This is a genomic window from Kitasatospora sp. NPDC059973, from assembly GCF_042737525.1.
Classification (GTDB): Bacteria; Actinomycetota; Actinomycetes; order Streptomycetales; family Streptomycetaceae; genus Kitasatospora.
Window position 1 is genome coordinate 1 of sequence record NZ_JBHWUI010000064.1, and the last position, 24,523, is coordinate 24,523.

Below are 24,523 nucleotides of genomic sequence, written 5' to 3' on the forward strand. Positions count from 1 at the left end.
GCCTTGGGCCGGGCGCCGTTCGGGCGGGCCTCGGTGCCGGGGGCGGGCGCGGGGCCCGGCGCGACGGAGTCGGCCGGGGCGTCCGCGGCGCCGGCCGGGACGGCGGCGGGCTCCGCCGGGCCCTTCTTCTGGCGCGGCCGGAACCACGCGCCGGTGGACTCCGACTCGGAGGTCGCGGGCGGGATCTCCCACTCCGGCGGCAGGTTCGGCGGGGTGGCCGTCCGCGCGCCGCCGTCCATCACCCCGAGGACGGGGGAGGCGGACGCGGCGGAGCGGTGCCGGGGTCCGGCCGGCTCGGTGGCGGCCGGCGGGGCCTCCTCGCCCTGGCCGTCCTCGTTCTTGACGGTGCTGCGGACCACCACGGGCGGGATCGGGCGCGAGCCCGGGATGTTGATCCGGACCCGCGTGGTCAGCGTGGTCTCCGTCTTCGGGGCTTCGTCCTCCCCGGCCGACGCGGAGCCCGGGGCGGCACCGGCACCCGCGCGGTCGCCGCCGGGGAAACCCGGTGTGCCGTAGGGCGGGGTGCCCGACGGGTAGGCGTCCGGGCCCGTCCGCCGAGGCGTCGGGTGGGCGTTGTCAGATTCGCGGCTGCTCAATGCTGCTCTGCTCCGGGTTCGCGGGCGGGCCGTGCGGCGCGACCGCGGTTCGTGGTCGCCGGGCCTGGCGGGCGGCGGTGGGGTACGGGCGTTCTGCGGCACCACCATACTGGGAAGAACTGACCGGTGAACCGGTTCGGATAGAACCTGATACGTCCGGTTCCTCCGGTATGAGAGTACGGCTGTGTGGTCCTGACTGCGCGTCGTACGCGGTACCGTACGCGGGCCGCCGGGGCGGTCAGCGCGGCGGGCCGGGCACTCCGGGGAACCAGCTCGTCCGGGTCGGCAGGGTGGCGCAGATCACGCCCAGGATCGAGCCCGCGAACAGCCAGGCGAGCGACGTGGCGTTGGTCCAGAGCACGTTGTCGCCCTCGGGCCGGGGGACCATCACCAGCAGCAGCGCCAGGAACCAGCCGGCCGCCGGCAGCGCGGCGCCGAGCCGGGTGCCGGTCACCCGCAGGCCCGCGTAGAACGTGGCGCCGGTGGCGGCGAGCGCCAGCAGGACTCCCACGGGCGGCCACAAGGCCTGCACAAATGCTCCGCAGACCGAGACCGCGACGCCCAGCAGGAAGAACAGGACATAGGCCGCGATCCGCCCGATCCGCGGGGGCTGCGGCTCGGCCAGCCGCTCGGCGCGGGTGCCGAGGACGGCCGCCGGGATCGAGCGGCGGCGGGCCTGCGGGGTGGCGGGCTCGGTCATCGGACACTCTCCTCGAAGGTGCTGTCCAGGCCGGCGAAGAGGTCGTCCTCCGGCAGCGGCCGTCCGGCCCGGCCGCGCACCAGCTGGTAGTACTCGGTGGCGACCAGCGGCTGGCCGAGGTCGTTGGAGAGCGTGAACCAGTCGCCGTGCACGGTGATCTGGGTGGCGTGGGCGGCCATCGCGGCCGCCTTGCGGTCGGCGTACGCGGCGCCGTCCAGCACGGTGGTGACCACGGCGTCGTCCACCACGCCGGGTACGTCGGAGGGGCTCGCGACGCCGGGCGACGGCGCCTTGGCGGCCGTCTCGGCCAGCCCCCGCTCGATTACCGACCGGGGCATCCGGTTCCAGTACACCTTGGCGATCCGCCAGGCCGGGCCCAGGTCGGGCCGGTACGCCGGGTCGGCGGCCAGTTCGTACGCGCGCATCGCCACCCGGTGCGCCTGGATGTGGTCCGGGTGCCCGTAGCCGCCGTCCTCGTCGTAGGTGACCAGGACCTGCGGCCGCACCTCGCGGACCACCGCGACCAGGTGGCCGGCCGCCTCGTCCACGTCCGCCCGCCAGAAGCAGCCGGGCACGTCGTTGTCGGGGACGCCCATCATCCCCGAGTCGCGGTAGCGGCCGGGGCCGCCGAGGAAGCGGAAATCGGCGACGCCGACGGCGCGCATGGCGTCGGTCAGCTCGCCGATCCGGTGGGGGCCGAGGGTGTCGTCCCGATCCGCCGTCAGGTGGGCCAGCTCCGGCGGGATCACCTCGCCACCCTCGCCGAGGGTGCAGGTCACCAGGGTGACCAGGGCGCCCTCGGCGGCGTACCTGGCCATCGTGGCGCCGTTGCCGATCGACTCGTCGTCGGGGTGGGCGTGCACCAGGAGCAGGCGGCGGCCGGTAGTCGCGGTCATGGGAGGAAGCCTAACGACCGCGTGCGGGGGGTCAGAGCTTCAGGCCGTTGATCATTCCGGCGAGGTTGCTGGTGACCTGGCTGATCGACGGCGCGATGGAGCTGGACGCCAGGTAGAAGCCGAGCAGCGCGCAGACGATCGCGTGCCCGAGCTTCAGGCCGGAGCGGCGGATCAGCACCACCACGATGACCAGCATCAGCATGGCTGCGGAGATGGACAAAGCCATGTCGGCTCACACCCCTTCTCGGGTGCGCCACCCCTCGGGGAGGGCGGCGGTCGGGACCGTGCGGGACTTGCGGTCGGGCGACCGGGGCCCGGGACGGGGCCTGACGATCACTCGTTGAACCAGTCATACCCGATGTGTGAGGGGCGTATTACGTTCAGTGAGGCTGCACGCGCCGGGGCATGGTGGCACAAATGGGGCGCATGGGCCGGTCGGAAGGGGTGTGGACCCCGTTCGGGGGGCCCGGTCGACGATGCTCCGAACGAGTGATCAAAATCCTCCGGGCGGGGGCGGGGGAACGTCGTAGGGTCTGGTGCCATGACCTCCCACACCCCTGCGGACACCTTCCCGCGGCAGTACGCGCGCACCCTGCGCTACACCGTCGGCGCCCCCCGGTCCTTCTCCGTCGCATCCGACGGCTCCCGGGTCGTCTTCCTGCGCTCCCTGCCCCGCCCCTCGGCCGGGGAGACCCCCCGCGCCGGCGACCGGGCCAACCGCCTCTGGACCCTCGACACCGCCACCGGCGAGGAGCGGATCGCGGCCGATCCGGTCGCCCTGCTCGGCGGCGGCGAGGAGGACCTCTCCCCGGCCGAGAAGGCCCGCCGCGAGCGCAGCCGCGAGGGCTCGGCCGGCATCGTCGGCTACTCCCTCGACGGCGCCGGCGCGCTGGCCGCCTTCGCCCTCTCCGGCCGCCTCTTCACGGCCGACCTGGTCGCCGGCGGCACCGTCGAACTGCCCGCCGAGGGCCCGGTGGTCGACCCCCGCCTCGCCCCGGACGGCGTCCACGTCGCCTACGCCAACACCGCCGGCGAGCTGCGGCTCACCCGCGCCGACGGGACGGCCGACCGGGCCCTCGCGCAGCCCGACGGCCCGGGCGTGACGTGGGGCCAGGCCGAGTTCATCGCCCAGGAGGAGATGAGCCGCGACCGCGGCTTCTGGTGGTCGCCGCAGAGCGACCGGCTGCTGGTCGAGCGGGCCGACGACACCCCGGTGCGCCGCTGGTGGATCGCCGACCCGGCCAACCCGGGCACCGAGCCCGCCGAGATCGCCTATCCCGCGGCCGGCACTGCCAACGCCGGAGTCGGGCTCTGGCTGATCGGCCTGGACGGCGGCCGGACGGAGGTCCGCTGGGACGACGCGGCCTTCCCGTACCTGGCCCGGGTGCACTGGTCGGCGGGCGGCGTGCCGCTGCTGCTCGTCCAGGCCCGCGACCAGCGCAGCCAGCGCATCCTCGGGGTGGACGTCGAGACCGGTGCCACCGAGGTGCTGTTCGAGGAGCACGACGACGCCTGGCTGGAGCTCTTCCAGGGCGTGCCCGCCTGGACGCCGGACGGCAAGCTGGTCCGGATCTCCGACGGTCCGGGCGAGGACGGCGTGCGGGCGCTGGTGATCGGCGACCAGACCGTCACCGGCGCCGACCTGCTGGTGCGCTCGGTGGTGGCGGTGACGGCCGAGGAGGTCTTCTTCACCGCCTCCGGCGGCGCCGGCGAGACCGACCCCGAGCCGGGCTGGATCGCGGTCGGCCGGATCAGCCACGACGGCAAGCGGCTCTCCTGGGAGGCCGCCAACGACCGGCCGTTCACCTCCGTCACGTCGGCGGTGCACGCGGCCGGCATCACCGTGCGGGCCACCGCCGAGCCCGACCTGCCGGGCACGCTGGTGCAGGTCGCCCGGGACCTCCCGGAGGGCGTGGTGGTCGACGTCGTCGCCACCGTCGCGTCCTACGCCGAGACGCCGGTGCTCACCGCGCGCCCGGTGTTCCGCTTCGCGGGCGAGCGCCGCATCCCCGCCGCGGTCTTCCTGCCCACCGGCTACGACCGCGAGCGGGACGGCCTGCTGCCCGTCCTGATGGACCCGTACGGCGGCCCGCACGGGCAGCGCGTCGTCCAGGCGCACAACCCGCACCTCAACTCGCAGTGGTTCGCCGACCAGGGCTTCGCGGTGGTCGTCGCCGACGGGCGCGGCACCCCCGGGCGCGGGCCGGCCTGGGAGAAGTCGATCGCCTTCGACTTCGCCGGCGCGACCCTGGACGACCAGGTGGACGCGGTGCGGGCGCTCGCCGAGGAGTTCCCGCTGGACCTCGGCCGGGTCGCCATCCGCGGCTGGTCGTACGGCGGCTACCTCGCGGCGCTCGCCGTGCTGCGCCGCCCGGACGTCTTCCACGCGGCCGTGGCCGGCGCCCCGGTGACCGAGTGGGAGCTGTACGACACCCACTACACCGAGCGCTACCTGGGCCACCCCGCCGAGCGGCCCGAGGTCTACGCGGCCAACTCGCTGACCGGCCACGCGGCCGGGCTGGAGCGCCCGCTGATGATCATCCACGGTCTGGCGGACGACAACGTGGTGGCCGCGCACACCCTGCGGCTCTCCTCGGCGCTGCTCGCGGCCGGCCGGCCGCACACCGTGCTGCCGCTCTCGGGCGTGACGCACATGACCCCGCAGGAGGAGGTCGCGGAGAACCTGCTGCTGCTCCAGGTCGACTTCGTGAAGAAGTCGCTCGGCCTCTGAGGCGGGCGGCTCCGAGGCTCAGCGGAGGGGGGTGGCCGTCAGGGCGCCGGGCCCCGCGGACGGGCGGTGCCGAGGCGCCCTCCGCTCCCCCCGGCCGCGGGTGCCCGCACGGGGTCGACAGGCCCGGCCCCGGTGGGGACGCCGCTCCCCCGGCACCGACAGACGGCGCGCGACCTGCGGCTTCGGTGGCCGGTACCCGTGACACGGGTACCGGCCACCGGCATGACATCCGTCATGCCGAAGGCACGACGGCGGCCACTGCCGCCGGGCCGGGGCCGCGCGGGACCCTGAGCTGGTGCGAACGACACCAGCAGGGGAGAGGACCGGGTCGATGGGTACCGAGGTGGCCGCCTTCCGGGGCGTGGGCAAGAGCTACGGACGGGTGCGGGCGGTGGACGGGCTCGACCTCGTGCTGCGGCCGGGCGAGACCGTCGCGCTGCTCGGCCCGAACGGCGCCGGCAAGTCCAGCAGCCTCGACCTGCTGCTCGGCCTGCGCGAGCCGGACCGCGGCAGCGTCACGCTGTTCGGCGGCGCCCCGCGGGCCGCGATCGCGGCCGGCCGGGTCGGCGCGATGCTGCAGAGCGGCGGGCTGATGGCGGACGTCAAGGTCCGCGAGCTGGTCGGGCTGGCCTGCGACGTCCACCCGCGCGGCCGGGCCGTCCGGGAGGTGCTCGTCGACGCCGGGATCACCGAGCTGGCCGAGCGGCGGGTCGACAGGCTCTCCGGCGGCCAGGAGCAGCGGGTGCGCTTCGCGCTGGCGATCGCCGGGGCCAACGACCTGATCGTGCTGGACGAGCCCACCACCGGCATGGACGTCTCGGTCCGCCGGTCGTTCTGGGCGAGCATGCGGGCGCAGGCCGACGCCGGGCGCACGGTGCTGTTCGCCACCCACTACCTGGAGGAGGCGGACTCGGTCGCCGACCGCGTCCTCGTGCTGCACCGGGGCCGCCTGATCGCGGACGGTACGTCCGCCGAGATCAAGGCGAAGGCCGGGGCCCGCCGGATCACCTTCGAGCTGCACGACGTGGACGGCCCGTTCGAGGAGGCGGCGCTGCGTCGCCTGCCGGGGGTGCTGGCCCTCGACGTCAGCGGCCGGGTCCCGGGGGTGCGGACCGTCCGGATCCGGACGGCGGACGCCGACGCGGCCGTCGCCGGGCTCTACCGGGCGGGTCTGTACCCGCGCGGGCTGGAGGTGACCGGCCTGGGCCTGGAGCAGGCCTTCCTGACCATCACCGGCGAGCAGGACACCGCCGACACCACCGAGTTCGCGACGGAGGCCGCCCGATGACCACGCTGATCCGGCTGGAGATCACGCGCACCCTGCGCAACAAGCGGTACGTGCTCTTCACGGTGCTCTACCCGGCGCTGATGTACTTCTTCTTCATCCACGCCTACGGCACCGACCAGGTGGCCGGCGGCCTGCCGGTGAAGACCTACTTCATGGTCTCGATGGCCACCTTCGGCGCGGTCGGCGCGGTGCTCACCGGCAGCGCGCAGCGGATCTCGCTGGAGCGCAGGAGCGGCTGGGTGCGCCAGCTGCGGCTGACGGCGCTGCCCGGCCGGGCGTACACCGTCGCCAAGATCGCCGCCGGCGCGGTCACGACGCTGCCCGCGATCCTGGTGGTCTTCGCGGTCGGGGCCGCCCAGGGCGTGCGGATGGGGGCCGCCGAGTGGGCCGGCCTGGCCGTGGCGCTCTGGCTGGGCAGCTTCGTCTTCGCGGCGCTCGGGGTGGCGCTCGGCTACGCGGCGGGGGCGGACTCGGTGCAGACCGTCGTGATGGTCACCTACATGGTGATGGCGCTGTTCGGCGGGACGTGGTTCCCGGTGACCGGCACGCTGCGGACGATCGCCCAGGTCAACCCGGTCTACCTGTACAACCGGCTGGCCGGCTTCACCCGGCCCGGACAGTCGCTGGACCTGGTCGCGGCCGGCGGTCTGGCCGGCTTCCTGGTGGTCTTCACCGCGGCCGCGGCCGTGCTGTACCGCCGGGACACCCGGCGGGCATGATGGCCACCATGTCCGACACGCCCCGCACCCACCGCACCGACGAGCCGGAGGCGGGGCCGGTGTCCTTCATGAACGTCCCCGGCGCCACCGTGGAGAACCGGCGGCAACTGCTGGTCAAGGTCAGCTGGATGCTGCTCTGGATGGTCTACCTGCTCTACCCGGTGGGCGACCTGCTCAAGGACGGGCACTCGCCCGCGGCGACGGTGGCCGGCTGGATCGCCCTGGTGGCGTTCGTCGGCTGCTACGTCAGCCTGGTGGTGTTCCGTTCGATGGCCGGCATGCGGCCGCTGGCCTGCCGGGTGGTGGTCGCGGCGATGATCGTGACGGCGGTCGTCACCTCCTTCGGCCTCGGCACCGCGTGGCTCACGTTCTTCACCTACGCCTCGGTCGCCGTGGCGATCATCGCGCCGGTGCGCTTCGCGCTCGCCGGGGTCGCCGCGATGGCCGGGCTGACCGTCGTGGTCGGGCTGCTCAGCCGGGCCGACCACGGGGACATCCCCACCATCGCGCTCACCGCCTTCCTCTCCGGGGCCGCCATGACCGGGCTGCAGCGCCTGGTCGCGACCATGCGGGAGCTGCGCGAGGCACGGGCCGCCGTCGCCCACCTCGCCGCCTCGGAGGAGCGGCTGCGGATGGCCCGGGACCTGCACGACCTGCTCGGGCACTCGCTGTCGCTGATCACGCTGAAGAGCGAGCTGGCCGGGCGCTTCATGGACGGCGGCAAGGAGGAGGCCGCACGGGCGCAGGTCGCCGACATCGAGAAGGTGGCCCGGCAGTCGCTGATCGACGTCCGGGAGGCGGTGACCGGCTTCCGCCGGCCCACCCTGCCGGTCGAACTCGCCGCCGCCCGGACGGCGCTGGCGGCCGCGCAGGTCACCCTGGAGGCGGCGCCGGAGCTGGTGGACGCCTGGCCCGGGCTGGCCAACGAGGAGGCCGGCGCGCTGGCCTGGGCGCTGCGCGAGGCGGTCACCAACATCGTCCGGCACGGCGAGGGGGCCACGGTCTGCACGGTGCGGGCGGACGAGACGTGGGAGGGCGGCGGCGAGCGGTACGCCGTCCTGGAGGTCTGCGACAACGGGGCCGGGCCGGGCAAGTCCGGGCCGGGCAACGGGCTCTCCGGGCTGGAGGAGCGGCTGGCGCTGGTCGGCGGCCGGCTGGAGACCGGCCCGGGCGACCGCGGCCGGGGGTTCCGGCTGCGCGCGCTGGTCCCGCTGCGCTCGGTCTCCGTCGTGTAGGGGCGCGGGCCTAAGGTCGTCGGCATGAGTGAGATGCGAAACGACGGTGCCCCGTCCGTCCGCGTGCTGCTGGCGGAGGATCAGGGGATGGTCCGGGAGGCGCTGGCCGCGCTGCTCGGGCTGGAGGGGGACATCGACGTGGTGGCCCAGGTGGGGCGCGGCGACGAGGTGGTGGACGCGGCGGTCGCCCACGACGTGCAGGTCGCGGTGCTGGACATCGAGATGCCCGGCATGACCGGGATCGAGGCCGCGGCGGAGCTGCGCCGGCTGCGGCCGCAGACCAGGGTCGTGATCGCGACCACCTTCGGCCGCCCCGGCTACCTGCGGCGGGCGATGGAGTCGGGGGCGGACGCCTTCCTGGTCAAGGACGCCCCGGCGGCCGAGCTGGCGGAGGCGATCCGCCGGGTGCTGCGCGGCGAGCGGGTGATCGACCCGGTGCTGGCCGCCGCCGCGCTCGCCGAGGGGGCGAACCCGCTGACGGCGCGCGAGCGGGACGTGCTCGCGGCCGCCGCGGACGGCGCCGTGAACGCCGAGATCGCCCGCCGGCTGCACCTGTCCGAGGGGACGGTGCGCAACTACCTCTCGATGGCGATCCAGAAGACCGAGGCCCGCAACCGCACCGAGGCGGTCCGGATCGCCCGCGAGAAGGGCTGGCTGTAGGCCCGGTGCGGACCGGACGGACGGGGTGCGGCCCGGCGGCGGTCAGTTGAGCCGGTGCCGGGCCGCCCGGGCCTCCAGGCGGACCTTCGCCGCGGTGTCCGGGTCGAAGGCGTCCAGGATCTCGGCGTAGGCGTCCATCTCGGCCGAGCCGCCGAGGAAGTCGCCGGTCCGCACCAGCAGTTCCGCCCGCTCCAGCCGGAGCTGGGCCGGGTGCCGGGGCAGCAGCAGGGAGAGTTCGGTGGCCCAGAGCTGGGTGCGGGCGTGCTCGGGGCGCTCGGCGGCCCAGGCGCGGATGTTGCCGAGCACCCGCAGCACGGTGTCCAGCGGCTGGGCCGGGGTGAGCAGTTCGGGCGAGAACGGGTGGCCGGCGGCCCGGACCAGGCCGGCCGCGTCCTCCAGGTCGAGCAGCCGCCCGCCGTGGAACGGGTCGGCCAGGACGTAGTCGTCCCCGCCGTCCGGGCCGCCGACCGCGACGATGAAGTGGCCCGGAAGCGCGATCCCGTGCACCGGCACGCCGGCCCGCCGGCCGACCGCGGTCCAGACCAGCGCGAGCATGATCGGCAGGCCGCGCCGGCGCCGCAGCACGTCGGGCAGCAGCGAGGACTCCAGCCGCCGGTAGTCGGACTGCCGCCCGTGGAACCGCTCCCGCCCGCCGAGCACGGCGGCCAGCAGCGCGGCCGTCTCCTCCGGCCCGGCCGGGGCCCGCTCGGCGACGGCGAGCCGGACGGCGGCGGCGTGCCGCTCCAGGGCCGCCTCGCAGGCGGCCAGCAGGGCCTCCAGGGTGGGCGGGTCCCGGGGGTCGTCCGGGTCCGGGACGGGGCTGTGTTCGGCGGCCGCGAGCAGGCAGAGCAGCACCGGATCGGGGTGCTCGGCCCGGGCCTCGGTCCGGAAGCGTGCTCGGCTCTGCTCGGTCACGGTGGCTGCGACGGCTTTCATGCGGGCGGACGGACAGGCGGAACGGAACTGACGGGTGGCACCGACGGGCGGGTGGGGCGGACGGACGTGGTGCCACGACCGCGCTACCCCTGGGGCAGGCGGGCGTAGTGGTAAGTGTGACTGGTCGTGAAGCCAAGTCCGTCATAGAGCGCGATCGCACCATCGTTCTCCGCCTCGACCTGGAGGTGGGCACCGGTCGCGCCCTCCTCGGCGGCCCGGGCGGCGAGCACCGCCATCAGCGTGGTGGCCAGGCCCGCACGGCGGGCGTACGGGGCGACCTCGATCGCGCCGAAGCAGGCCCACGGGCCGTCGATGACGCAGCGTCCGATGGCCAGCGGCGGTTGCCCGGGCGCGCCCGGCGCGGTGGCGAACCAGACCGACGGGCCGCCGTGGATCACCTGCCGCGCCGCCTCCTCCACCGCCGGGTCGCCGGTCACCCGCCGGTACAGCGACATCCACTCGGCGCCGGCCGTCCGGGCGAGCCGCACGCGCCGGTGGCCGGAGCCGAGCCGGGCCAGCGGGGCCAGCGGGGCGATCCGTACCAGCGTCGGCGAGTACGCCGCGCCCAGCCGGTCCAGCTCGCCGCGCAGGTCCTCGGGCGAGCCGGGCGTGCTGACCTCCACCCAGGCCGGCAGGCCGCGCGCCGCGTACCACCGCCGGACGGTCGCGAGCGCCTCGTCCAGGGGCAGGCCGGGGTCGCCGAGGGTCTGGACCGAGTTGGCCCGCCGGGTGAAGCCGGCGGACGCCCGCAGCGTCCACCCGCCGAGCGGCTCCTGCTCGACGGCGGGCCAGCCGCGCGCGGCGATCCGCTGGAGCTCCTCCGGCGGGGCGACGGGCAGCGCGGCCCGCCGGGCCGGGAAGAGCGGCACCACCTTGCCCGCGACCAGCAGCTTCTCCGCGAAGGTGACCGGAGCGCCGCGCCGCGGGGCGACGGTAAGCTCATGATCGTCCCAGGATGTGAGCACACCGATCACATCGCGGAATACCGGCCTGTCGTCCACGAACTCCGCGACACGCCGAACTGACACCCGTAGTCCCACGTCAGAGCGATCTATCCGGACCTCCGGACGGTCCTGGACCGGCCCGCCAGCCGCCATCTGGGCACCTCCTGTGCATTTGCGGTCTCCGACCCGCGATACTAGGGGCGGGCATCGACGACGCCGCGCTCACCCGCGCACGCGAGCAAACAGAATGGGCCGCCGAGCCCTTCCGAGGAGGAACGACAGCGTGACCTACGTCATCGCGCAGCCTTGTGTCGACGTCAAGGACAAGGCCTGCATCGAAGAGTGCCCGGTTGACTGCATCTACGAGGGCGAGCGATCGCTCTACATCCACCCGGATGAGTGTGTCGACTGCGGCGCTTGCGAGCCGGTCTGCCCGGTCGAGGCGATCTTCTACGAGGACGACACTCCGGAGGAGTGGAAGGACTACTACAAGGCGAACGTCGAGTTCTTCGACGACCTCGGTTCGCCCGGTGGCGCCTCGAAGCTCGGCCTGATCGAGCGCGACCACCCCTTCATCGCCGCTCTGCCGCCGCAGAACACCGACGAGCACTGAACGATCGGTGGCAACTGAGCTGTGAGTACCAAGAACAGCACGCACGCGCCGTTCCCGGGCCACCCGGGGGCGGCGCGCCGCGTTTCCGATCTCCTGCCGGTCTTCCCCTGGGACAAGCTGGAGCCGTACAAGAAGACGGCGCTGGCCCACCCCGGCGGGCTCTGCGACTTCTCGGTGGGCACCCCGGTCGACCCGGTTCCCGAGGTGATCCAGAAGGCGCTGGCCGCGGCCACCGACACGCCCGGCTACCCGACCGTCTGGGGCCCGCTGGAGCTGCGCGAGGCGATCGCCGGGTGGCTGCGCCGCCGGGTCGGCGCCGAGATCGGCCCGCAGGCCGTCCTGCCCACGGTCGGCTCCAAGGAGCTGGTGGCCTGGCTGCCGACCCAGCTCGGCCTCGGCCCCGGTGACCAGGTGGCCTACCCGCGGCTGGCCTACCCGACCTACGAGGTGGGCGCGCGGCTCTGCGGCGCGGAGCCGGTCGAGTACGACTCGGTGGACGAGCTGGACGGCTCGCGGGTCCGCCTGCTCTGGGTCAACTCGCCCTCCAACCCGACCGGCCGGGTGCTCGGCGCGGACGAGCTGCGCCGCGCGGTCGAGTGGGCCCGGGAGCACCGGGCGCTGCTGGTCAGCGACGAGTGCTACCTGGAGCTGGGCTGGGAGGCCGACCCGGCCTCCGTGCTGCACCCGGACGTCTGCGGCGCCGCCGACGACGGGACGCAGCACGAGGGCCTGCTGGCCGTCCACTCGCTGTCCAAGCGCTCCAACCTGGCGGGGTACCGCGCCTCCTTCGTGGCGGGCGACCCGGTGGTGGTCAAGGAGCTGCTGGGGGTGCGCAAGCACGGCGGGATGATCGTCCCGGCCCCGGTCCAGGCGGCGGTCGTCGCGGCGCTCGCCGACGACGCGCACGTGGCCGAGCAGCGCGGGCGCTACGCCGCCCGCCGGGCGGCCCTGCGCGCGGCGCTGGAGGCGTACGGCTTCCGGGTGGAGCACTCGGAGGCGAGCCTGTACCTGTGGGCGACCCAGGACCGGCCGTGCTGGGAGACGGTGGCCGAACTGGCCGGGCTGGGCATCCTGGTGGCGCCCGGCGACTTCTACGGGCCGGCCGGCGAGCGGTTCGTCCGGGTCGCGTTCACCGCGACCGACGAGCGGGTCGCGGCGGCCGTGGAGCGGCTGCGCGGCTGACCCGCGCAGCCCGAGCGCGGCGAAGGGGGCCGGTGTCCAGGACGGGACACCGGCCCCCTTCGGTGCTGTGCGGGGCGCGCCGGGCGGCGCCGGATCAGCCGATCGGCAGGCCGCCGAGGCCACCGCCGCCGATCCCGCCGAGCAGGCCGGTGATCGGGCTGAGACCGGCCAGCGGGGAGTTCGGGCCGAGGTCGGCGCCGCCGAGGCGGTTGGCCGAGCCGTGCTCGGCCAGGCCGAGCACGTCCGTGCCGGGGACGTCGGCCGGCAGCGCGCGGCCCAGGGCGCCGAGCGGGAGCGCGTCGGTCACGGCGCTGGTCCCGGGGACGGCGCCGGCGAGCGCACCGGCGCCCGGCAGCCCCTGGGTCAGGCCGGCGGTCTGCGAGAGCCCGCCGACCGGGTTGGCGCCGGCGGCCGCGCTGCGGCCGGTCGCGCCCGGGCCGCCGTTGACGGCCTCGCCGAGCTTGCCGGCCAGTGCGGCGGCGACCTTCGGGGTGATGCCGGAGAGCTGGCCGGTGGTGGCGGCGGTCTTGTCCACCGGGGCGGTCAGCGAGCTGGCCTTCTCGTTCGCCTCGGGCAGCTGGTGGGCGACGATGTTGCCGGTGGCGTCGGCGGTCGCCGGGACGCCCGCGGCGACGGTGGCGGCGCCGGTGTCCCCGGCGGCCTGGCCCAGCTCGTGGGTGGTGTGCTGCAGGGTGGATCCCGCGTCGGTGTTGGTCAGCTGGCCGAGCGGCGCCGCCAGGTCGGACTTGGGCAGCAGCGCGTCGGCGGCGGACGCGGTGCCGGCCGCGACGAGCGGGGTCGCGCCGGCCGCCACGAGCAGTGCGGCCTGGGCGATCCGGCGCGTGAGGGAGTGAGACATGGGGCTCCTCGAAAGGGTCTTGGGTCCGTCCTGTCCGCCGGGCGGACGACGTTCTTACCGCTTCAGAAGCCAGAAGGTTTCGGCCGGTGCAAGGAAACGGCCTTACCGACGATCGGATCGTAGGACCGGCGGCGGGGGCGGCGAACGGCCCGGCCGCGGGCGTGCGGGCGGTGCGGGCCAAGGGGAGTGACGGTTCTTCGGGTCGGGCTCCGGCGCCGGCCGCCCGTCCACCTGGATTGACCGGAATCACTCCTTCGGCGGCAACCCGGACACCAGTGCGTCAGCCCGCCGGAGCGGCCGTTCGGAGCCGCTCCGGCGGCCTTCCGCTCAGGACTTCCCGACCGGGGCGAGCGAGACCAGCACCAGCTTGGTCGAGGTGCCCGTCGGCTGGGGCTTCCAGCCGCCCTCGGACTTGGACTTGCGCCAGATCCTGCCGTCGTAGGCGATCGTCTCGATGCCCAGCTGCTGGGCCTGCGTCACCGCCCAGTGCGCCACCTCCCAGCCGTTCTGCCGCTCGGCGTCCGGGCCGGCGTCGGTGCTCGCCGCCGGGTCCGGGGTCAGCGAGACGGCCTGCTCGGCGCCCTTCACGGTCGAGGTGTAGCCGGCCGCCGGCGTCACCGTCCGGCCGAACTCGCGGCGCACCCGGTCGCTCAGCACCTGCACCCGGTCGGGCAGCGGGGCCGCGGCGGCCGGGGCCGCGGGGGAGCCGGTGGCGGTCGGCGCGGTGTCGTCCGGCTCCGGCTCGGGCGCGGCGAAGTCGTGCACCACGCAGTTCAGCGTGCCCGCCTCGCGGCCGGTCAGCGCCGAGGCGAGCAGCGTCGCCTTGGTCTCGTGCTTGGCGTAGGCCTGCGGGTAGCCGCTCTTCTGCACCTGCTGGGCCGCGTCGGTCAGCGGCAGCCGGGTGTAGCCGGGGACCTTGACCAGGCCGTCCAGGAACTTGTTGGTCGCGTAGACCGGGTCCATGATCTGCTCCACGGTGCCCCAGCCCTGCGAGGGACGCTGCTGGAAGAGGCCGACCGAGTCCCGGTCGCCGCCCGCCAGGTTGCGGATCTTGGACTCCTGCATCGCGGTGGCCAGCGAGATGGTCACCGCGCGGTCCGGCAGTCCGCGCGAGTGCGCCACGGCGGCGATCGTCGCGGCGTTGGCCGCCTGGGGGATCTCCAGGGTGCCCTCGCCCGAGGCCGTCTTGACCGTGCAGCCCTCGGGCGTCAGCTTGGTGTCGCGCAGCCAGTACAGGCCGACCGCGACCACCACGAGCGCCAGCAGGACGACCAGCACCGCGCGCAACGGCCCGCGCCGCCGTCGGGGCGCCGTGTCGCCGCCCTGCTCGCCGCGCCTCTTCCTGGCCACCGCCGCCCCTCTCCACGCTGTTCCTGATCGCACACCGTACCCACTCGGACGGATGTGCGGCGCCACCGGTTGCGATCCGCCGCACGGGGCGACCGGTCGCCCACGACTAGGCTGAAGGACCATGAGCAGCTCTGAGACGCCCCTGGACCTCACCCTCGACGGCGGTGCGCTGACCGCCCGGCTCGTCGACTTCCCCTCGGTCAGCGGCGACGAGCAGGCGCTCGCCGACGCCGTCGAGGCGGCGCTGCGGGCCTACCCGCACCTGACCGTGGACCGGTACGGCAACAACGTGGTGGCCCGTACCGGCCTGGGCCGCGCCGAGCGCGTGCTGCTCGCCGGCCACCTGGACACCGTGCCGATCGCCGACAACGTGCCCTCCTACGTCGAGGGCGACCTGCTCTACGGGTGCGGCACCTCCGACATGAAGTCCGGGGTGGCCGTCCAGCTCCGGCTGGCCGCCACCCTGGCCGAGCCCAACCGGGACCTCACCTTCGTCTTCTACGACTGCGAGGAGGTGGAGGCCCACCGCAACGGCCTCGGCCACCTCGCCGCCCGGCACCCGGACTGGCTGGCCGCCGACTTCGCCGTGCTGATGGAGCCCAGCGGGGCCGCCGTCGAGGGCGGTTGCCAGGGCACCATGCGGATCCAGGTCCGGCTGACCGGGGTGCGCGCCCACGCGGCCCGCGGCTGGCTCGGCGACAACGCCATCCACCACGCCGCCGAGGTGCTCGGCCGGCTCGCCGGGTACGAGCCGCGCCGGGTGGAGATCGACGGCCTGGAGTACCGCGAGGGCCTGAACGCCGTCCGGATCGACGGCGGCGTGGCCGGCAACGTCATCCCCGACGAGTGCGTGGTGACGGTCAACTTCCGCTTCGCGCCGGACCGTAGCGAGGCGGAGGCCGAGAAGCACCTGCGCGAGGTCTTCGACGGCTTCGAGGTGACCGTCACCGACTCCGCCCCCGGCGCCCTCCCCGGGCTCGACCAGCCGGCCGCCCGGGCCTTCCTGGCCGCCACCGGCGGCGTCGCCCGGGCCAAGTTCGGCTGGACCGACGTCGCCCGGTTCAGCGCCTTCGGCATCCCGGCGGTCAACTACGGCCCGGGCGACCCGAACATGGCGCACAAGCGGGACGAGCACTGCTCGCTCGCCGCGATCGCCGAGACCGAGGAGCGACTGCGCGCCTGGCTGACCGACTGAGCCGCCGCGGCCGGCCGGACGGTCCGCCGCCGGCCGGCGCAGCCGCCCGGACCAGCCGGTCCGTCGTCGAACGCCATCTTCCGGTTGCCCAACCGACCTCTCACCGTTGCCTGAAAACCGGGATCGTCGGGCGTAGGGTTTCGTCATGACAGGCACTGGAGACGAGAAGCACTACGGACACGGGCCCGAGCAGGTGGGCGAGCCGCGCCCGAAGAAGGCGTGGCCCGAGAAGCAGAAGGGCCCGGTGCTGGTGCGCCGGGACCAGGTCGGCACCAGCACGACGGACCAGCGCCTGCTGGACACCACCGGCCCGACGGACTGGCTGCACACCGACCCCTGGCGGGTGCTGCGGATCACCTCGGAGTTCGTCGAGGGCTTCGGCGCGCTGGCCGAACTCCCGGCCGCGATCAGCGTCTTCGGCTCCGCCCGGACGCCGGTCGACTCCCCCGAGTACGCGGCGGGCGTGGCGATCGGCCGGGCGCTGGCGGAGGCCGGCTACGCGGTGATCACCGGCGGCGGCCCGGGTGCGATGGAGGCGGCCAACCGCGGCGCCTCGGACGCCGGCGGCCTGAGCGTGGGCCTCGGCATCGAGCTGCCCTTCGAGCAGGGGCTCAACGAGTTCGTCGACCTCGGGCTGAACTTCCGCTACTTCTTCGTCCGCAAGACGATGTTCGTGAAGTACGCGCAGGGCTTCGTGGTGCTGCCCGGCGGCCTCGGCACGCTGGACGAGATGTTCGAGGCGCTGACCCTGGTGCAGACGAAGAAGGTCACCCGGTTCCCGGTGATCCTCTTCGGCAGCGAGTACTGGGGCGGCCTCTACGAGTGGCTGAAGAACACCCTGGTCGCGCAGGGCAAGGCGGCCCCGCACGACCTGGAGCTGTTCCACATCACCGACGACATCGACGAGGTCATGAAGATCCTCGCCGACGCCCGTCGCCCGGCGAACGAGATCTGAGGGCGGCGGGAGCCGAAGGAGGGGGCGCCCTACGCCAGCCCCCGGCGGGCGACCGCCGGGGGGCGGGTGCCCCGGATCGAGGCGACCATGTCCAGCACCTGCCGGGTCTCGGCCACCTGGTGCGCCCGGTAGATCCGGGCGCCCAGCCAGGCCGAGACCGCCGTGGTCGCCAGCGTGCCGAGCAGCCGCTCGTTCACCGGCCGGTCCAGGGTCTCGCCGACGAAGTCCTTGTTGGAGAGCGAGACCAGCACCGGGAAGCCGGTCGCGGTCATCTCCGGCAGCCGGCGGGTCGCCTCCAGCGAGTGCCGGGTGTTCTTGCCGAAGTCGTGCCCCGGGTCGATGACCACCGCGTCCCGCCGCACGCCCAGCTCCACCGCCCGCTCGGCCAGGCCGACCGTCACCCGCAGGATGTCCGCCATCACGTCCGGGTAGCCGGTGCGGTGCGGCCGGGTCCGCGGTTCGGCGCCGCCCGCGTGGGTGCAGACCAGGCCGGCGTCGTACCGGGCGGCCACCTCGGCCAGCTTCGGATCGACCCCGCCCCAGGCGTCGTTGAGCAGGTCCGCGCCCACCTCGCAGACCGCCTCGCCGACCTCGTGGCGCCAGGTGTCCACGCTGATCACGGCGTCCGGGTGGCGCTTGCGCAGCTCCGCCACGAACGGCACGGTGCGCCGCAGTTCCTCCTCGACGGTCACCTCGTCGCCCGGTCCCGCCTTCACCCCGCCGATGTCCAGGATCGCGGCGCCCTCGGCCATCGCGCGGTCGGCGGCGGCGAACGCGGCCTCGTCCGCGAAGGTGGCGCCCTTGTCGAAGAACGAGTCCGGAGTGCGGTTGACGATGGCCATGATCACCAGCTCGTCGTCACCGAATTCCCGTGGTCCCAGGCGCAGTGCCACCGATGTCTCCTCCACAGCTGCTCCGGGTGCGATGATGGCCCCCGGCCTATCGGGAACCATGCTGTCATGATCGTGAGCCGGGCACTGTTGTCAGCGCCGGCAGGGAAGTCGGGAGGACCGCTCGTGTTCTGGGTGATCGTGGTGGCGATGGCCGTCGTGGTCGGAGGCGCCGCGTTGGTGGCGCTCGGCGGGGGCGGCTCGCTGCCGGAGGCGGTGCAGGACCGGATCGCCGCCCGGCTGCCGCAGGACCGTCCGCTGAGCCGGGACGACGTGGACGGCATCCGGCTGCCGATGGCCGTGCGCGGCTACCGGATGGACGAGGTGGACGACGTCCTGGACCGTCTCGGTGCCGAACTCGCCTACCGGGACTCGCGGATCGCCGAGCTGGAGGCCGCCGGCGCGGTCCGCGGCGCCGTCGAGGCCACCGGCCCGGACGCCGGGGCCGAACCGCTGCCCGGGCTGGAGGAGTTCGCGCAGGTGGTGGAGCCCGTCAGCACGCTGACCAAGGGCCCGGAGGGTGCGAAGCCGGCGGCGGACCAGTGACCGGGGCCGGTGCGGCGCTCGGTGCGGACGGCCTGCGCCGCTGCGGCTGGGGCGACTCGGCGGACGACTACCGGCTCTACCACGACACCGAGTGGGGCCGCCCGGTCCACGGCGACGACGCGCTGTTCGAGCGGGTCTGCCTGGAGGCCTTCCAGTCCGGCCTCTCCTGGATCACCATCCTGCGCCGCCGCGAGGGCTTCCGGGCCGCGTTCGAGGGCTTCGCGATCGACAAGGTCGCCGAGTTCGGGCCCGCGGACGTCGAGCGGCTGCTCGGCGACGCGGGCATCATCCGCAACCGGGCCAAGATCGAGGCGTCGATCGCCAACGCGAAGGTCGCCCGCGACCTCGACGGCGGCCTGGACGCGCTGATCTGGCAGTACGCCGGTGCGCCGGACCGGCCGGCACCCCGCACCCTGGCGGAGGTCCCGGCCGTCACCCCCGAGTCGACGGCGCTGGCGAAGGCGCTCAAGAAGGCGGGCTTCCGCTTCGTCGGCCCGACCACCGCGTACGCGCTGATGCAGGCCTGCGGCCTGGTCGACGACCACCTGGCGGACTGCCACGTCCGGAGCGCCCTGCGGGCCGTCTAGGCCCTCCCGGGCCCCGGGAGGGCCCCGCCGGACCCCACCCGGGCCCGCACGGCCCGGGCGGGGTCCGGGCGGGCCTCAGCGCCCCAGGTACGTCGGCTTCTCCTTGGCGATGAACGCGCGGACCGCGATCCGGTGGTCCTCGCTGTCGCCGGCCAGGGTCTGCAGCTCGTCCTCCTTGTCGAGCAGCTCGTCCAGGGAGTGCGAGGCGCCGTACGCGAGCGACTCCTTGATGGCGCCGTACGCGACCGTCGGGCCCTCGGCCAGCTCCTTGGCGAAGACCCGGGCGGTAGCGGCCAGCTCGGCGGCCGGGACGACCTTGGTGGCCAGGCCCAGCTCCATCGCCTCGGTGGCCTTCACCGTGCGCGGCAGCATCAGCAGCTCGGTGGCCTTGGCGTGCCCGACCAGCCGGGGCAGCGTCCAGGAGGCACCCGAGTCGGCGGTCAGCGCGATCCCGGCGAAGGCCGTGTTGAAGCCGGCCGTGTCCGCGACGATCCGGAAGTCGCAGGCGAAGGCCAGCGAGGCGCCCGCGCCCGCCGCGACGCCGCCGACCGCCGCCACCGTCGGCTTGCGCATCCCCGCCAGCGCCCGCACCAGCGGGTTGTAGTGCTCGGAGACGGTCTTCAGCGCGCCCTCACCGGTCTCCTCGGCCCGCTTGAGCAGGCCCAGGTGCTCCTTGAGGTCCTGCCCGACGCAGAACGCCCGCTCACCGGCGCCGGTGAGCAGCACCGCCCGCACCGCCCGGTCCTCGGCGGCGGCGGTCATGGTGTCGCGCAGGGCCACCTTGGTGGCGGTGTCCAGCGCGTTCATCGCCCCGGGGCGGTTGATGGTGATGACGGCGAGGCCGCCGTCCAGCTCGTACAGCACGGAATCGGACATGGGCGAGGGGCTCCCTTGCGATCGGCACAGCTCGGTCGTGTGTCAGGATGCCGGAGCGTGCGGCCGGGTGGGGAGTGTGAGGTATCGCACCTTTCGGCGGCGCGCCGACCGCCGCCGCGCCGGGGCTTATGGCAGGAAATGTGGCGCTTGGAGCCGGTCCGGCCGTGGTTGCGCCGAGAGTGATGTTGGTCATCAGGCCGTGGCATGCGGGATAATGGCTTCCGATCAATGCGTTCGATACCGGCGGTGGACGGACTGCCGGTGCGTAGCTGAGCGGTTGCAGGAAGGGGAACGAGCATGGCGGCCATGAAGCCGCGGACGGGTGACGGCCCGCTCGAAGTCACCAAAGAGGGGCGGGGCATCATCATGCGCGTTCCGCTCGAAGGCGGCGGACGCCTTGTGGTGGAGCTCACGCCTGACGAGGCCGACGCCCTGGGCGAGGCCCTGAAGAAGGCCTGCGGCTGACCGCAGCGGGTGCTCCCCATCTCCTGGAGATGTGCCGCCGGGCCCGGGTACGACACTACGTCGGCCCGGGCTCTGTGGTTCCCGGGCGGCGTGGTTCCCGGGCGGCCGCCGTCGGGGCCCCGGCCCGGTCAGCGCTTCACGGCGCAGAGCAGCCCGTCCGACACCGGCAGCAGCGCCGGCAGCAGCGCCTCGCTCTCCCGGACGTCCCGGACCAGGTCGCGCACCGCGTGCGTCTGCGGGTCCTGCTGGTCCGGCTCGGCCAGCCGGCCCTCCTGGAAGACGCCCTCGAAGCAGACCATCCCGCCCGGCCGCAGCAGCCGCAGCGACTCCGCCAGGTACTCCCGGGACTCCGCCGGGTCCCCGTCGCAGAAGACCAGGTCGTACTGGCCGTCCGCGAGCCGCGGCAGCACGTCCAGGGCCCGGCCCGGTATGAAGCGGGACCGGTTCGCCGCGAACCCGGCCGCGTGGTACGCCTCCCGGGCCAGCTGCTGGCGCACCGGTTCGGTGTCGACGGTGGTGAGCACCCCGTCCGGGCGCATCCCGCGCAGCAGGTAGACGCCGGAGACGCCCGTCCCGGTGCCGATCTCGGCCACCGCCTTGGCGTCCAGGGCGGCCGCCAGCAGCCGCAGACAGGCCCCGCCGCCCGGTCCGATCGCCCTGATACCGGTGCGCGCGGACTGTGCCCGGGCGTAGGTGAGCACCGCGTCCTCGCCGACGAAGGTGTCGGAGAGGGCCACGCGCGCGGGCCCGAACTCGCTGATGGCTGCCTCTTTCGGAGCCCCGGGCGATGGCCCGGTGCCGAGCGGAAGTCGATATTTCCTGGCACAGATTACTGGCCGACCGGGAACCGCGTACGGCGGCGGGCCGTTGCTGAGGAAGGGACCGGTCGACGGATACCCCCGCGATACCCCCCGGGCACTTTTATCCGGGCTTGACGGGCGAGGTGGATATGGTGGTGGCCCTGCTGGGCAGAAGAGCCAACCGAGGAGGTGTGGCCGAGGGCGACGTCCCTGTGCGGCGGCACTCCCGCGGCACCGCGTCAGCCCGTACGCCGAAGCCCGTGATGAACCAGTCTGCGCACTCCACCCTGGACCAGCCGGTCGCCGCGACGCCGGCCGCCGGTACCACCGAGGCACCCGCCGCCCTCGCGAGCTTCGCCGAGGGTCCCGACGCGCAGACCTGGACTCCGCCCTCCTGGGAGGAGATCGTCGAGGCGCACAGCGCCCGCGTCTACCGCCTCGCCTACCGCCTGACGGGGAATCAGCACGACGCCGAGGACCTCACCCAGGAGGTCTTCGTCCGGGTGTTCCGTTCGTTGTCGACCTACACCCCCGGCACGTTCGAGGGCTGGTTGCACCGGATCACCACCAACCTGTTCCTGGACATGGTCCGCCGGCGCCAGCGGATCCGCTTCGACGCGCTCGGCGACGACGCGGCCGAGCGCCTGGCCAGCCGCGAGCCCAGCCCGGCCCAGCACTTCAGCGACACCCACTTCGACGCCGACGTCCAGCAGGCGCTGGACACCCTCGCCCCGGAGTTCCGCGCCGCCGTGGTGCTCTGCGACATCGAGGGCCTCTCCTACGAGGAGATCGCGGCGACGCTGGGCGTCAAGCTCGGCACCGTCCGCAGCCGGATCCACCGCGGCCGCTCGCACCTGCGCGCCGCGCTGAAGCACCGCGCCCCCGGCGCGGCCCCGGGCCGCGAGCGCCGGGGCGGCTCCGAGGAGCCGGTACCGGTGCCGGTCGGCGCCGCCGCGGGTGAGGCCACGGTCGCGCCGGGCGGGCGCGGACGGAGGCGATCGTGAGCGGAACCGGCCGGTCGGGACCGGGTCGGCCGGACGCTCCCGGCAAGGCCGCCGCCTGGCGCGGCGGCTGGCCCCAGCTGGGCCGGCGCGGCCACGAGGACGGCGCCGAGGACCCGCTGCCGCCCGTTCCGGCCCTGCCGGGTGAGGCGTCGCTGCGCGCGGTCGCCGTCCGGCCCGCCGAACCCGCCGCCGAGGAGCACCACCTCGGGGAGCGGCTCTCCGCCTTCGTCGACGGCGAACTCGGCCACGACTCCCGCGACCGGGTCCAGGCCCATCTGGCGACCTGCCCGGAGTGCCTCGCCGAGGCCGACGAGGGCCGCGCCGTGAAGCACCTGCTGACCCGGACCGGCACCCCCGGCCCGTCCTCGGCGCTGATGTCCCGGCTGATGGCCGTCGGCACGCTCCAGGACGAGGACGCTCCCGCCGAGCGGCCGCGCCGGGACGACGACGACCTGCCCGGCGGCGGACTGCCCGCGGCCTGGGGGTCCCCCCGGCCGGAGACCGGCGGCACGCTCGGCGGCAGCCGGCTGAACGGCGGCTCCTTCGGCCGTGGCGCGGGCGCCTTCGGTGCGGGCGCGCTCGGCGCCGACGCACCGGTGCCCGGTGTCGACCCCCGTGCGTTCGGGCGCGGGAGCTCGGTGCTGCGCCCGCTGATGGGCCGGCGCTCCGGCCGTCCCGAGGCCTCCGCGGTGCCGCGCCCGGCCGCGGCCGCCACCGGCCCGGTGGTGACCCGGCAGGCTCCGCCGCGCGGACGCCGCTTCGTCTTCGCCGCCGCCGGGGCCTTCTCGGTCGCCGCGGTGACGCTGGGCGGGGTCGGTGGCTTCGCCGCGCAGAGCGACGATCAGCACGGCACCTCGGTGAGCCCGGCCGGCAACCCCGGCCGCGGCGGCGGGTACGCCCCGATGAAGGCCCAGGTCCCGGTGGACTTCCCGGTCCGCCCGGTGGCGGCCACCCGCAGCGCGACCCCGCAGCAGATCGTGCCGGACCGGACCCCGAGCTCGGGCCTCGCCGGACTGCACCAGGAGAACCGGTAGCGCGGACCGGCCACGGCGGCCATGGCCGTCGACGGCTCTTCACCACGGCTTCATCACACTGTGGGGTCCGGATCCGACGGTGGCCATTACGCTGTAGGAACCTGTTGTCCGACGAGCTGAGGGAGCTTAGGTGTTCAGCGACGTAGGCGGACTGGAGATCCTGACTCTGGTCATCATGGCCATCGTGATCTTCGGTCCGGACAAGCTGCCGAAGCTGATCCAGGACACCATGGGCTTCATCAAGAAGGTCCGCTCCTTCGCCGACTCGGCCAAGGAGGACATCCGCAGCGAGCTGGGCCCGGAGTTCAAGGACTTCGAGTTCGAGGACCTCCACCCCAAGACCTTCGTCCGCAAGCAGCTCATGGGCGGCCAGGACGACCCGCTGGGCCTCAAGGAGATGCGGGACAGCCTGGACATCCGCTCGGTGCTGGACGACAAGCCCGCCGCCGCCGTGAACGGCCACGGGCGCGCCGGCACGGTCAGCATGGACAAGTCCGCCGTGGTGGCCCCGGCCTCCGCCGGCGCCGCGCTCCAGCCCGGCGAGCGCCCTCCGTTCGACCCCGACGCCACCTGATCCCGCGTCGCTCCGCCGACGCCACCGCCCCGCCCGGCCGCACGGCTGAGCGGGGCGGCGGCGTGTGCGCCGCTATTGTGCTGAATGTTCCCGCTGTGCCGTCGGTCACTTCCGGTCGGTTCCGGCCCGAAGGCACCCGGCGGGAACGCCGCGGTACGCCACCATGGGAGCGCACCACGGCAGGAGATCTGCGTTGAGGAGGCCCGGGATGGACGCGACGAGTCATGCGGTGGGGACGGCGACGGCCGACGGCCCGACGGTCGGCGGACAGGCCGGCCCGGCCGACCCACTGGTCCCCTACCTGTCGGCGGACTTCCCCTGGTACGGGCTGGACGACGGCTGGACCGGCCGCCGCTACCTGATCCAGGCCGGCGCCGGCGGCCCGCGCGGTGGCGCGCCCGGCAGCGTCGACTACGGCACCCTCGGCCACGGTGAGGAGCCGGCCCGGCAGTACGAGCCGCGGGACATGCGCAAGTTCGCCGTGGTCGTCACGGTGGCCCGCCGGGGCAGCCGCCGCAGCGCCGACAACACCGGCACGCTGGAGGCGACCTCGGCCTCCTCCGCCGCCTGGCTGGCCGGCTCCGGCCTGCTCGCCTCCACCTGGCCGGGCCAGCTGGACCGCACGCTGCGCCAGGACTGGCTGGACCAGCAGAGCACCCTCGCCTGGGACCTCGCCGACGACCTGGCCGGCCCCGGGTGGTCCACCCTCAGCCTCCCGGTGAACGGTCTGCCGCAGCCCTTCCGCTACCGCGAGTCCGAGTACGGCTGGGTCCTCGCGGGCGAGGCCCCCGGCGTCCTCCTCGGCGCCTACGGCCGCGGTGTCAGCGCCTACGGCACCGGCTTCTCCACCGTCCCCGACCTGACCGCCTACACCCGCCCGTAGCCCGC

General features: G+C 74.6%; 26 protein-coding genes and 1 pseudogene. 16 read left to right on the forward strand and 11 right to left on the reverse strand.

Annotated elements, in window-relative coordinates:
- The 4 genes and pseudogenes from ACFWA9_RS18955 to ACFWA9_RS18970 form a co-directional block, all read right to left on the reverse strand.
- A pseudogene (locus ACFWA9_RS18955) lies at positions 1-596 on the reverse strand (hypothetical protein); the annotation flags it as partial.
- Positions 597-834: 238 nt separating this feature from the next.
- Positions 835-1,296: a DUF6113 family protein gene (locus ACFWA9_RS18960; RefSeq protein WP_329489453.1), complete on the reverse strand. Its 462-nt coding sequence runs from the start codon at positions 1,294-1,296 to the stop codon at positions 835-837.
- Entirely contained in the window at positions 1,293-2,192 is a 900-nt protein-coding gene (gene mshB / locus ACFWA9_RS18965; RefSeq protein ID WP_352295910.1) for an N-acetyl-1-D-myo-inositol-2-amino-2-deoxy-alpha-D-glucopyranoside deacetylase, read from the reverse strand. The genes ACFWA9_RS18960 and mshB overlap by 4 nt, the downstream gene beginning before the upstream one ends.
- A 31-nt stretch (positions 2,193-2,223) precedes the next feature.
- Positions 2,224-2,418 (reverse strand): DUF2304 family protein, encoded by a 195-nt coding sequence (locus ACFWA9_RS18970; RefSeq protein WP_045939028.1) that lies wholly within the window; start codon positions 2,416-2,418, stop codon positions 2,224-2,226.
- 315 nt (positions 2,419-2,733) lie between these two features.
- Between ACFWA9_RS18970 and ACFWA9_RS18975 the strand changes: the two genes are divergently transcribed.
- From ACFWA9_RS18975 to ACFWA9_RS18995, 5 genes are all read left to right on the forward strand, one after another.
- A complete protein-coding gene (locus ACFWA9_RS18975) occupies positions 2,734-4,923 on the forward strand; it encodes a prolyl oligopeptidase family serine peptidase (RefSeq protein ID WP_380388371.1) in 2,190 nt (729 codons plus the stop codon).
- A gap of 331 nt (positions 4,924-5,254) precedes the next feature.
- The gene (locus ACFWA9_RS18980) at positions 5,255-6,211 is read left to right on the forward strand and encodes an ABC transporter ATP-binding protein (RefSeq protein ID WP_380388373.1); all 957 of its coding nucleotides are present in this window, start codon (positions 5,255-5,257) and stop codon (positions 6,209-6,211) included.
- The gene (locus ACFWA9_RS18985) at positions 6,208-6,930 is read left to right on the forward strand and encodes an ABC transporter permease (protein WP_380388374.1); all 723 of its coding nucleotides are present in this window, start codon (positions 6,208-6,210) and stop codon (positions 6,928-6,930) included. Before ACFWA9_RS18980 ends, ACFWA9_RS18985 begins: the two co-directional genes overlap by 4 nt.
- A gap of 8 nt (positions 6,931-6,938) precedes the next feature.
- The gene (locus tag ACFWA9_RS18990; protein WP_380388376.1) at positions 6,939-8,165 is read left to right on the forward strand and encodes a sensor histidine kinase; all 1,227 of its coding nucleotides are present in this window, start codon (positions 6,939-6,941) and stop codon (positions 8,163-8,165) included.
- Between the two features lie 33 nt (positions 8,166-8,198).
- Positions 8,199-8,825, forward strand: coding sequence for a response regulator (locus ACFWA9_RS18995; protein ID WP_380388404.1), 627 nt, complete (start codon positions 8,199-8,201; stop codon positions 8,823-8,825).
- A gap of 42 nt (positions 8,826-8,867) precedes the next feature.
- Here the strand turns inward: ACFWA9_RS18995 and ACFWA9_RS19000 are convergent, their stop codons facing one another.
- Together ACFWA9_RS19000 and ACFWA9_RS19005 are read right to left on the reverse strand one after the other, a co-directional pair.
- Positions 8,868-9,761: a transglutaminase-like domain-containing protein gene (locus ACFWA9_RS19000; RefSeq protein ID WP_352295895.1), complete on the reverse strand. Its 894-nt coding sequence runs from the start codon at positions 9,759-9,761 to the stop codon at positions 8,868-8,870.
- An 83-nt stretch (positions 9,762-9,844) separates the two neighbouring features.
- Entirely contained in the window at positions 9,845-10,726 is an 882-nt protein-coding gene (locus ACFWA9_RS19005; RefSeq protein WP_359803292.1) for a GNAT family N-acetyltransferase, read from the reverse strand.
- Between the two features lie 262 nt (positions 10,727-10,988).
- Between ACFWA9_RS19005 and fdxA the strand changes: the two genes are divergently transcribed.
- Together fdxA and dapC are read left to right on the forward strand one after the other, a co-directional pair.
- Entirely contained in the window at positions 10,989-11,318 is a 330-nt protein-coding gene (fdxA, locus tag ACFWA9_RS19010; RefSeq protein WP_329489462.1) for a ferredoxin, read from the forward strand.
- Positions 11,319-11,339: 21 nt separating this feature from the next.
- Entirely contained in the window at positions 11,340-12,500 is a 1,161-nt protein-coding gene (gene dapC / locus ACFWA9_RS19015) for a succinyldiaminopimelate transaminase (RefSeq protein WP_329489463.1), read from the forward strand.
- A gap of 94 nt (positions 12,501-12,594) precedes the next feature.
- On the opposite strand, the gene ACFWA9_RS19020 is transcribed toward dapC, so the two are convergent.
- Together ACFWA9_RS19020 and ACFWA9_RS19025 are read right to left on the reverse strand one after the other, a co-directional pair.
- Positions 12,595-13,359, reverse strand: a complete 765-nt coding sequence (locus tag ACFWA9_RS19020; RefSeq protein ID WP_380388379.1) for a hypothetical protein — start codon at positions 13,357-13,359, stop codon at positions 12,595-12,597.
- Between the two features lie 327 nt (positions 13,360-13,686).
- Positions 13,687-14,709 carry a hypothetical protein gene (locus ACFWA9_RS19025; RefSeq protein WP_380388381.1) on the reverse strand — a complete coding sequence of 341 codons (1,023 nt, stop codon included), beginning with the start codon at positions 14,707-14,709 and terminating at the stop codon, positions 13,687-13,689.
- Positions 14,710-14,830: 121 nt separating this feature from the next.
- Here ACFWA9_RS19025 and dapE point away from each other — a divergent pair, with 121 nt between their 5' ends.
- Together dapE and ACFWA9_RS19035 are read left to right on the forward strand one after the other, a co-directional pair.
- Positions 14,831-15,904: a succinyl-diaminopimelate desuccinylase gene (gene dapE, locus ACFWA9_RS19030; RefSeq protein WP_380388382.1), complete on the forward strand. Its 1,074-nt coding sequence runs from the start codon at positions 14,831-14,833 to the stop codon at positions 15,902-15,904.
- Between the two features lie 145 nt (positions 15,905-16,049).
- Complete coding sequence (locus ACFWA9_RS19035) at positions 16,050-16,859, forward strand: TIGR00730 family Rossman fold protein (protein WP_329489467.1); 810 nt, start codon at positions 16,050-16,052, stop codon at positions 16,857-16,859.
- A 29-nt stretch (positions 16,860-16,888) separates the two neighbouring features.
- On the opposite strand, the gene folP is transcribed toward ACFWA9_RS19035, so the two are convergent.
- Positions 16,889-17,701 carry a dihydropteroate synthase gene (gene folP, locus ACFWA9_RS19040; RefSeq protein WP_352295922.1) on the reverse strand — a complete coding sequence of 271 codons (813 nt, stop codon included), beginning with the start codon at positions 17,699-17,701 and terminating at the stop codon, positions 16,889-16,891.
- Positions 17,702-17,875: 174 nt separating this feature from the next.
- On the opposite strand from folP, the gene ACFWA9_RS19045 reads away from it, so the two are divergent.
- Together ACFWA9_RS19045 and ACFWA9_RS19050 are read left to right on the forward strand one after the other, a co-directional pair.
- The gene (locus tag ACFWA9_RS19045; protein ID WP_352295877.1) at positions 17,876-18,295 is read left to right on the forward strand and encodes a DivIVA domain-containing protein; all 420 of its coding nucleotides are present in this window, start codon (positions 17,876-17,878) and stop codon (positions 18,293-18,295) included.
- Positions 18,292-18,882, forward strand: a complete 591-nt coding sequence (locus ACFWA9_RS19050) for a DNA-3-methyladenine glycosylase I (RefSeq protein WP_380388385.1) — start codon at positions 18,292-18,294, stop codon at positions 18,880-18,882. Before ACFWA9_RS19045 ends, ACFWA9_RS19050 begins: the two co-directional genes overlap by 4 nt.
- Positions 18,883-18,957: 75 nt before the next feature.
- Here the strand turns inward: ACFWA9_RS19050 and ACFWA9_RS19055 are convergent, their stop codons facing one another.
- Positions 18,958-19,758, reverse strand: a complete 801-nt coding sequence (locus tag ACFWA9_RS19055; protein WP_329489470.1) for an enoyl-CoA hydratase-related protein — start codon at positions 19,756-19,758, stop codon at positions 18,958-18,960.
- A 297-nt stretch (positions 19,759-20,055) separates the two neighbouring features.
- Between ACFWA9_RS19055 and ACFWA9_RS19060 the strand changes: the two genes are divergently transcribed.
- Positions 20,056-20,223: a DUF3117 domain-containing protein gene (locus tag ACFWA9_RS19060; protein ID WP_014137929.1), complete on the forward strand. Its 168-nt coding sequence runs from the start codon at positions 20,056-20,058 to the stop codon at positions 20,221-20,223.
- 128 nt (positions 20,224-20,351) lie between these two features.
- On the opposite strand, the gene ACFWA9_RS19065 is transcribed toward ACFWA9_RS19060, so the two are convergent.
- The gene (locus tag ACFWA9_RS19065) at positions 20,352-20,960 is read right to left on the reverse strand and encodes an O-methyltransferase (RefSeq protein WP_329489471.1); all 609 of its coding nucleotides are present in this window, start codon (positions 20,958-20,960) and stop codon (positions 20,352-20,354) included.
- Between the two features lie 326 nt (positions 20,961-21,286).
- Between ACFWA9_RS19065 and sigE the strand changes: the two genes are divergently transcribed.
- The 4 genes from sigE (at position 21,287) to ACFWA9_RS19085 (ending at position 24,518) form a co-directional block, all read left to right on the forward strand.
- Positions 21,287-22,027 carry an RNA polymerase sigma factor SigE gene (gene sigE, locus ACFWA9_RS19070; RefSeq protein ID WP_380388406.1) on the forward strand — a complete coding sequence of 247 codons (741 nt, stop codon included), beginning with the start codon at positions 21,287-21,289 and terminating at the stop codon, positions 22,025-22,027.
- Positions 22,024-23,061 carry an anti-sigma factor gene (locus ACFWA9_RS19075; protein WP_380388387.1) on the forward strand — a complete coding sequence of 346 codons (1,038 nt, stop codon included), beginning with the start codon at positions 22,024-22,026 and terminating at the stop codon, positions 23,059-23,061. Before sigE ends, ACFWA9_RS19075 begins: the two co-directional genes overlap by 4 nt.
- Positions 23,062-23,191: 130 nt before the next feature.
- Positions 23,192-23,635 (forward strand): sec-independent translocase, encoded by a 444-nt coding sequence (locus ACFWA9_RS19080; protein WP_380388389.1) that lies wholly within the window; start codon positions 23,192-23,194, stop codon positions 23,633-23,635.
- A gap of 208 nt (positions 23,636-23,843) precedes the next feature.
- Complete coding sequence (locus tag ACFWA9_RS19085) at positions 23,844-24,518, forward strand: hypothetical protein (protein WP_329489474.1); 675 nt, start codon at positions 23,844-23,846, stop codon at positions 24,516-24,518.
- Positions 24,519-24,523: the final 5 nt, after the last annotated feature.